Source organism: Ginsengibacter sp. (genome assembly GCF_057362405.1).
In genome coordinates, this window is the sequence record NZ_JBMQQG010000226.1 from 20522 (window position 1) to 27591 (window position 7070).

Consider the following 7070-nt stretch of genomic DNA (forward strand, 5'->3'; position numbering starts at 1 on the left):
AGACAATTGCTGTGAAACCGAAGCCGGAAGGATATGAAATAGAGCGGTTGGAAAAAGATTCATCAATAGTGGTAATTAATAATAATAAATCATTTGAATATCATTTTTGGTTGATAACTTCAAATATTAGGAAATAAATTCTCTCTGCTATGCAACCAGTAACGATTGAAGATTTGAAAAAAGTTATCGCCCTCAACGAGTTGCCTGACGAACATCTCCAGTGGATACTGGAGCGCTCCGAATATCATGAATATGCAGATGGCGATATTATAGCAAAATATGGTGAACCGGCGGAAATAATGTGGTTTGCGTTAGAAGGGAAGGTTGTTTTTTATATGTACATTAACGGCCGCCAGGTCTATTATTTTACTTTTGAAAATGACAACCTTACAGCCGGAGTAGGCGGGCTGATGCCCTATTCGAGAATGAAGACGTATCCCGGTTACTCTTATGCGTTAGGGCCAACAAAACTACTGCGTCTTAATAAAAAATATTTCTCTGAACTGGAAGTTCTTAATCCTGATTTTATTCAACGCCTCATTGGGATTATGACGGAAAGGGCTAAAGTATTCGCCACTACTCAAATGCAACAGGAAAAAGTGAATGCCCTTGGTAACCTGGCCGCCGGTATAGCGCATGAAATGAACAATCCCGCCGCCGCTATCAACGAAATTTCGGATGAACTCACCAGGAGGTTGCACAGCAATTACGAGTTCACGAAAGAGCTATTGGACTGCAGCATGACAGCAGAACATCTTCAAAATATTAAAGACCTTATTGAAGAAAAAGGAAATAAACCGCAGGAAATTATTAAGCGAACGACGCTTCAGCGTATGGAGAACGAAGACCAAATTGAGGAATGGCTTAAAAAAAATGGCGTTACCGAAATTGAACCGGCAGAAACTTTTTCAGATTACGGCTTGTCAGTTGACGACCTGGAAAGTATTAAAGCTGATATAGGTCCGTCATCGTTTGCCAGGGTAGTTCCCTGGCTTGAAAATTTATTAAGCTCTCAACGAATTATCAGGGACCTGGCAGATGCCTCCCAGCGCATCTCGCATTTGGTGGCTTCCATCAAGAGTCATGTACATATGGACCAGGCCAACGATTTGCAACCAACCGATATTCAGCGGGACATTGAGAACACGTTAACGCTCCTGGGATTTAAGCTTCGCGAAAAAAATATTGAAGTAATAAAAAAGTTTTGCAGCAACATGCCGGAAGTTGCTGCGTATGTTGGCGAACTAAACCAGGTGTGGACCAATCTGATTGATAATGCCATCTTTGCTCTTGGCAAAAACGGAACGCTTATTATCGAAACCGCCTGTGATGAAAAACATGTAACCGTCTCCGTTATAGATAATGGGTCGGGGATTCCGCAGGAAATCGTTCACCGCATTTTTGATCCGTTCTTCACTACAAAAAAGCAGGGAGAGGGAACGGGGATTGGCCTGGACCTTGTGAACCGGATTATAAAAAAACATAAGGGTGAAATTAAAGTTAAGTCTCAACCGGGACGAACTGAATTTACGATTTATATTCCTGCAAGGCAGTAATAGAAAGCTTTACACTCTTATCTCAACGATATACTCAGTATGTATTTTTTATTATAGCAACGCAATTATATTAGTCCCGGGAAATTGTTCTTCCAATAGATCGAATTTTTCAACAAACGGAAAAAGAATGAAAAAGAATTTTATAGGAGCATTTATTTTATCGATGTTTATTATTAGTTCGCATGGTTCCTTTGCACAAAAGAATAATGATACAATGAAAAAAAATACCGAATCAGCTGGAAATGATGAGAACAATAAAATTACAATTGATTCAACATTCGATCTGTACCTGTTAATAGGGCAATCCAATATGGCAGGGCGTGGACCGATTACAAAAAAATATCTTGAGGAAGGAAACCCAAATGTCCTCATGTTGACCAAAGAAAATACCTGGGTTCCTGGCAAAAACCCCTTGCATTTTGATAAGCCCAAAATAGCAGGCGTTGGCCCGGGACTATCATTCGGCATAGCAATGGAACAGTTTAGACCTTCACGAAAAGTAGGCCTTATTCCTTGCGCAGTGGGTGGAACTTCAATAGACTCATGGAAGCCCGGCGGATATGATAGCGCCACAAAAACCCATCCTTTTGACGATATGTTGCTGCACCTGCAAGCAGCGCTAAAATACGGCGTACTAAAAGGCGTGTTATGGTTGCAGGGTGAGTCGGACAGTAAGCCGGAAAAAGCTGCTGTTTATTTATCAAAATTAGAGCAGTTAATACAGCAAATCAGGACTATTGCAGGCAATAATGAATTGCCTTTTGTCGCTGGCGAACTGGGACGCTACCGGGCAGAATTCCAAAACATAAACAAAGTTTTAAAAGAGGTACCCGGCAGCGTTCCATACACGGCAGTGGCTTCATCAAGAGGCCTGAAAGATAAAGGCGACCATACACATTTTAATTCTGAATCGCAGGAAGAGATGGGTAAACGTATGGCGAAAAAGATGAAAGAATTACAAAAAGGGATCGGGAGCAAATAGACTCAATCGAACGTCAAAAAATTTCTTTTTCAATTAACAAACTGCAGGTTTATTGCAAATATAACGGTAGCACTTATGCGCAAATATTGCGATAACTTTTTGGATTATTCCAGGCATTACAAATACTGTTAGGCCACCCGGTAATTTTCCGCAGATATATTGCATAAGCTTAGCCGCTTCTTGTCTTAAGTTTCCTCTTCACTGTTTCTTTAAAATGGTTTCTTATTAAGCTATATTTGATAAAACAACCGAACCGTCTTTAATGAAGCAAACCCGACAGCTCGCAGCTATTATGTTTACTGATATTGTAGGCTACACGGCCTTAATGGGCGACGATGAGCAAAAGGCATTTAGCTATCTCGCCAGGAACAGAGATCTGCAAAAGCCCGTTATTGAACAATTCAATGGCCGCTTGATAAAAGAATTGGGAGACGGCGTAATGGCCACTTTTAATACGGTGTCTGATGCAGTAGCGGCAGCTATAAAAATTCAAAATGACTGCAAAACACTCCACCTCTTTCAATTGCGGATAGGCATTCACCAGGGCGAAGTTGTTTTTGAGGGAGGCGATGTTTTCGGCGATACAGTTAACATTGCTTCACGCATCCAGGCCATTGCCGAGCCGGGCTCTATCTATATTTCAGAAAATGTTCGCAATAATGTTTCCAACAAAAAAGGATTTCACACAAAATTCATAAAGGATCAGGCGCTGAAGAATGTAAAAGAACCAGTTCGTGTTTATGAGATCATCGCCGCAGGCTCCGCGGCCTCATCATCTCACGAATTACCGGGCACATCGTTACGAGTTACAAATAAAAGTATTGCCGTTCTTCCCTTTGTGAATATGAGCAACGATCCTGAGCAGGAATATTTTTGCGACGGAATTTCAGAGGAAATCATTAATGCCCTTACACAGCTAAACAACCTTCGGGTAATATCCCGTACTTCTGCTTTCGCATTTAAAAACAAGAATGTAGATGCACGTGAAATTGGGAAGCTACTTGACGTGAGCACTCTCCTTGAAGGCAGCGTGCGAAAATCAGGAAAGCATTTAAGAATTACTACTAAACTCGTGAGAGTTACTGACGGTTCTCATTTATGGTCAAACCGGTACGATCGTGAAATGGAAGATATATTTTCAATTCAGGAAGATATTGCGGGCAATGTCGCTACCGCTTTGAAGGGTGTTTTAACTGATAAAGAAAGAGATGCCATTCGACGCCCAGAAACCAGTATAGAGTCATACGAATATTACCTCAAGGGCAGGCAGCTTTTTTACAACCTAGAATTGAAGCAGGCAATAATCATGTTTGAAAAAGCCGTAGCATTGGATGCCAACTACGCAGTTGCCTACACGGGCCTTGCAGATGCATATTCGTGGCTATACGAGTGGGAGGGAAGCAACAATGCTGATTGTATAGCGGCGGAAAGATTTAGCTGGACGGCATTGTCTTTAGCGCCGGATTTATCTGAAAGCCATTCATCACGCGGCTATGTGTTGTCCCTTACCAAAAAATATAATGAAGCTGAAAAAGAATTTAAAGAAGCAATAAGGCTCAACCGAAATTCTTTTAGCGCCTATTACCTCTATGGGCGGGCATGTTTTGCTAACGGTCAAATCGAAAAATCTGCTGAACTATTTCGAAAGGCATCTGAAGTGAATCGTGAAGACTATCAAAGTTTGCTAATGCTTAGCCAATCGTTGCGGGTGTTAAAAAATGATGAAGCAGATGCTGCTGCCAGGGAGGGTGTGGAAAGAGCCAGGAAACAACTCAAATTGAAACCGGATGATAGCAGAATACTTTCTTTGGTTTCAACTTCTCTTTTTGAAATTGGAGAAAGAGACGAAGCCTATGAGTGGATGAATAAGGCATTACTATTATATCCCGACGATGCCGGAGTTTTAATAAACGGCGCTTGCCTTTTTGCAAAAGATAATCAGAAAGAAGAAGCACTTGACTTGCTTGAATTGGCTGTAGGCAAGGGGTTTGGAAAGAGAGACTGGATCATGAATGATCCCGACTATAATTCATTAAGAGATGAGCCGCGTTTTAAAGCGCTGCTTGAGAAAATACAATAAGCTATTAAATTAAACACCCTGATAGTTTTTTATTTCTTCATTCATATTCCCGCAAAAAATTATTGGCTATTATGAAAATTATTACTGCGTTAGTTTCCCTTCTTTTTGTTTTTCAAGCGAGTATTGCACAGAGATTCAGCCTTTCACCCTCCTTAAACAGTAAATCTTTTTATACAAAAAAATTAATTGATTCGGATGCAGTGTATTTTACTTCAGAAAATTAGTTCAGTTTGACAACGCCCTTCTTATGACACAAATTAAACACGAATGGCATTCGGTTGGACAAAAGAAAAGCCAAAGCCTGTAGCACTTTGGCGATGAATCCCGAGACGGGATTTTATTTTTTTTGCCGCTCGAAAGAACATAACCTCTCAAGTCCAAAACAACCAATTCTAACTCCCCACTTTCTCCAAATTCTTAGTCATATAAAAACCTACAAATAGTCCAATGCCGGCCATCGTAAATATTAATGCAGGATAAACGGCATCCTGGTTTAATGACGTATAGGTAGTCAATAAGAGGGCAATGAAAACACCAACGCCAATGCCAATAAGTAATAAGGCGAGATTTAAAATAATTATTCTTCCTGTAGGAATGCCGCTTTGCTTTCCTTTCATAAAAATTCCTGCGTCAACTCCTTTTTCTATCAGGGCAAGTCGTTCTTTATTCCTCGTTGAAATGAACAGGTAGAAGATGCCAAAAATGGCGAGAAATAAACTTAGCGGTATTAAAATTTCCGGTCCCATAAATGATTTGTTTTTATTTAAATAATTTTATTAGTTCATGGTATATGACGACACAATTTTGCTATCGGTTACAAGATTACCAGGAAAAAGTTTTTTGCTGATTGTAACCAGCAACAGAATATCGTCGTCTTATAGTTAATATTATGGCTACGGCAGACGATCAACATTATATCAACCTGGTAATGAAAGGTGACACCAATGCATTTGCTGTGTTGGTAGACCGTTATAAGGATATGGTATTTACTTTATCGTTGAAAATGCTTAAAAGCAGGGAAGAAGCAGAAGAAGTATCGCAGGACACGTTCCTGAAAATATATAAATCGCTGAATAAGTTTAATGGTGAATCTAAATTCTCAACATGGATTTATAAAGTAGCTTTTAATACCTGTTTGGACAGGCTTAAAAGAAATAAAAGATTGCAACCGTTTGCCGGCCTTGATGAGTTTACAGAACCGGAGGCATTATCTTTAATGAATATTTTAGAATCGATTGAGGATAAGGAGCGCAAACAAATGATACAGGATTGTATGCATTCGTTACCGGGCGAAGATAGTTTTCTATTAACGTTATACTATTTTGAAGAACAATCAATGGACGAGATTGCAAAGATTATCGGTATTACGCCAAACAATGTTAAGATAAGATTGTACCGGAGCCGGAAAAAACTGGCCTCTCTTTTGAAAGATCGTTTAGAACCTGAAATATTACAATATTATGAAAGAGAACGAAGATAAAAATATAAGGCAATTTGTTGATAGGGTAATGAAGGAAACTTCATTGGAATCACCTTCTTATAACTTTACTTCTAAAGTTATGGCCAACGTTTTGGCGGTTAATAAAAGTAAGGCTACGACCTATAAACCATTAATCTCACGAAAGGGCTGGATACTTATTTTTGCAGGCATCATTGCTGTTTTGCTATACCTGCTTTTAAGCGACAGTACACAGGCTGCCAATCATTCCTGGCTAATCGATCTTTCAGGAAAAAATTTCATCCCGGCATTAAATTCCTCAAATTTATTTCAATTCTCACGGTTAACTATAAACGTAGTTGTTGCGGCTACGGTTTTGGTGTTGATACAAATAGCCATGCTAAAAAGTTATTTGAATAAACGATTAACAAAATGAGTTCCCTGAAAAGTTTTCCCGTATTTTATTTTAACGGCACCGTAAACGAACCGTTAGTAACAGCAATACTATCTAACCCGGCGCCTTGTTGATTCCTGATCATGCCACTAAATGTACCCTGTACATATTTATCGTTTGCATTAGTCACCACTATTTTAAAAGAAGGCTGCGTGGTCGTATTTACGGACCATGTTTCGGCCACATTATCTGTATAATTGAAATATGCCTTTACTACGCTGGTGTCATTATAAGTGCCTGGTCCAATACTTGCCGGGTTACTAACACCAAAGTCAATTTTTGCGGTTGAATTAATAACAGTATCCCTTCCGCTGATATCAAGGCCGGGTGCACCGGAACTTCCGGGAATGCTGCTGTTGGTTGCGCTTGCGCTATCACCAAAATTTCTATAAACGCTGTCGAGAAAACAAGTAAGATAATAATTGGGTAACACACCCTGTACCGTACCGATAGAAAAGGTGCAGCTATCGCCAAGGCCATTTAATGCCGTTAACTTAAAAGTAGAAGTGTCAATCGCCAAAGGTATTCCTGACCCAGTGAGCACCACCGTTTGACGCCCC

Annotated in this window: 7 protein-coding genes; 5 read left to right on the forward strand and 2 right to left on the reverse strand. The window is 39.9% G+C overall.

The window, feature by feature from the left end; all coding sequences use genetic code 11:
• The first annotated feature begins 149 nt into the window (after nt 1-149).
• The 3 genes from ACO1O5_RS19250 to ACO1O5_RS19260 all read left to right on the forward strand — a co-directional run bounded on the left by ACO1O5_RS19250 (nt 150) and on the right by ACO1O5_RS19260 (nt 4618).
• Nucleotides 150-1556, forward strand: coding sequence for an ATP-binding protein (locus ACO1O5_RS19250; protein ID WP_486273150.1), 1407 nt, complete (start codon nt 150-152; stop codon nt 1554-1556).
• Nucleotides 1557-1683: 127 nt separating this feature from the next.
• On the forward strand, nt 1684-2538 hold the full coding sequence (locus tag ACO1O5_RS19255) for a sialate O-acetylesterase (RefSeq protein WP_486273152.1): 855 nt from the start codon (nt 1684-1686) through the stop codon (nt 2536-2538).
• Nucleotides 2539-2800: 262 nt separating this feature from the next.
• Nucleotides 2801-4618: a TPR end-of-group domain-containing protein gene (locus ACO1O5_RS19260; protein ID WP_486273154.1), complete on the forward strand. Its 1818-nt coding sequence runs from the start codon at nt 2801-2803 to the stop codon at nt 4616-4618.
• A gap of 392 nt (nt 4619-5010) precedes the next feature.
• Here the strand turns inward: ACO1O5_RS19260 and ACO1O5_RS19265 are convergent, their stop codons facing one another.
• Complete coding sequence (locus ACO1O5_RS19265; RefSeq protein WP_486273155.1) at nt 5011-5364, reverse strand: DUF6249 domain-containing protein; 354 nt, start codon at nt 5362-5364, stop codon at nt 5011-5013.
• 143 nt (nt 5365-5507) lie between these two features.
• Here ACO1O5_RS19265 and ACO1O5_RS19270 point away from each other — a divergent pair, with 143 nt between their 5' ends.
• The gene (locus ACO1O5_RS19270; protein WP_486273157.1) at nt 5508-6098 is read left to right on the forward strand and encodes an RNA polymerase sigma factor; all 591 of its coding nucleotides are present in this window, start codon (nt 5508-5510) and stop codon (nt 6096-6098) included.
• Nucleotides 6079-6492, forward strand: coding sequence for a hypothetical protein (locus ACO1O5_RS19275; protein ID WP_486273159.1), 414 nt, complete (start codon nt 6079-6081; stop codon nt 6490-6492). Before ACO1O5_RS19270 ends, ACO1O5_RS19275 begins: the two co-directional genes overlap by 20 nt.
• 25 nt (nt 6493-6517) lie before the next feature.
• On the opposite strand, the gene ACO1O5_RS19280 is transcribed toward ACO1O5_RS19275, so the two are convergent.
• A partial coding sequence (locus ACO1O5_RS19280; RefSeq protein WP_486273161.1) for a hypothetical protein occupies nt 6518-7070 on the reverse strand: 553 nt, incomplete at its 5' end.

Excerpts from the sequence above, each read along its gene's own strand:
- ACO1O5_RS19250 (WP_486273150.1), top strand. The coding sequence starts at position 150 with ATGCAACCAGTAACGATTGAAGATTTGAAAAAAGTTATCGCCCTCAAC.
- ACO1O5_RS19255 (WP_486273152.1), top strand. The coding sequence starts at position 1,684 with ATGAAAAAGAATTTTATAGGAGCATTTATTTTATCGATGTTTATTATT.
- ACO1O5_RS19260 (WP_486273154.1), top strand. The coding sequence starts at position 2,801 with ATGAAGCAAACCCGACAGCTCGCAGCTATTATGTTTACTGATATTGTA.
- ACO1O5_RS19265 (WP_486273155.1), bottom strand. The coding sequence starts at position 5,364 with ATGGGACCGGAAATTTTAATACCGCTAAGTTTATTTCTCGCCATTTTT.
- ACO1O5_RS19270 (WP_486273157.1), top strand. The coding sequence starts at position 5,508 with ATGGCTACGGCAGACGATCAACATTATATCAACCTGGTAATGAAAGGT.
- ACO1O5_RS19275 (WP_486273159.1), top strand. The coding sequence starts at position 6,079 with ATGAAAGAGAACGAAGATAAAAATATAAGGCAATTTGTTGATAGGGTA.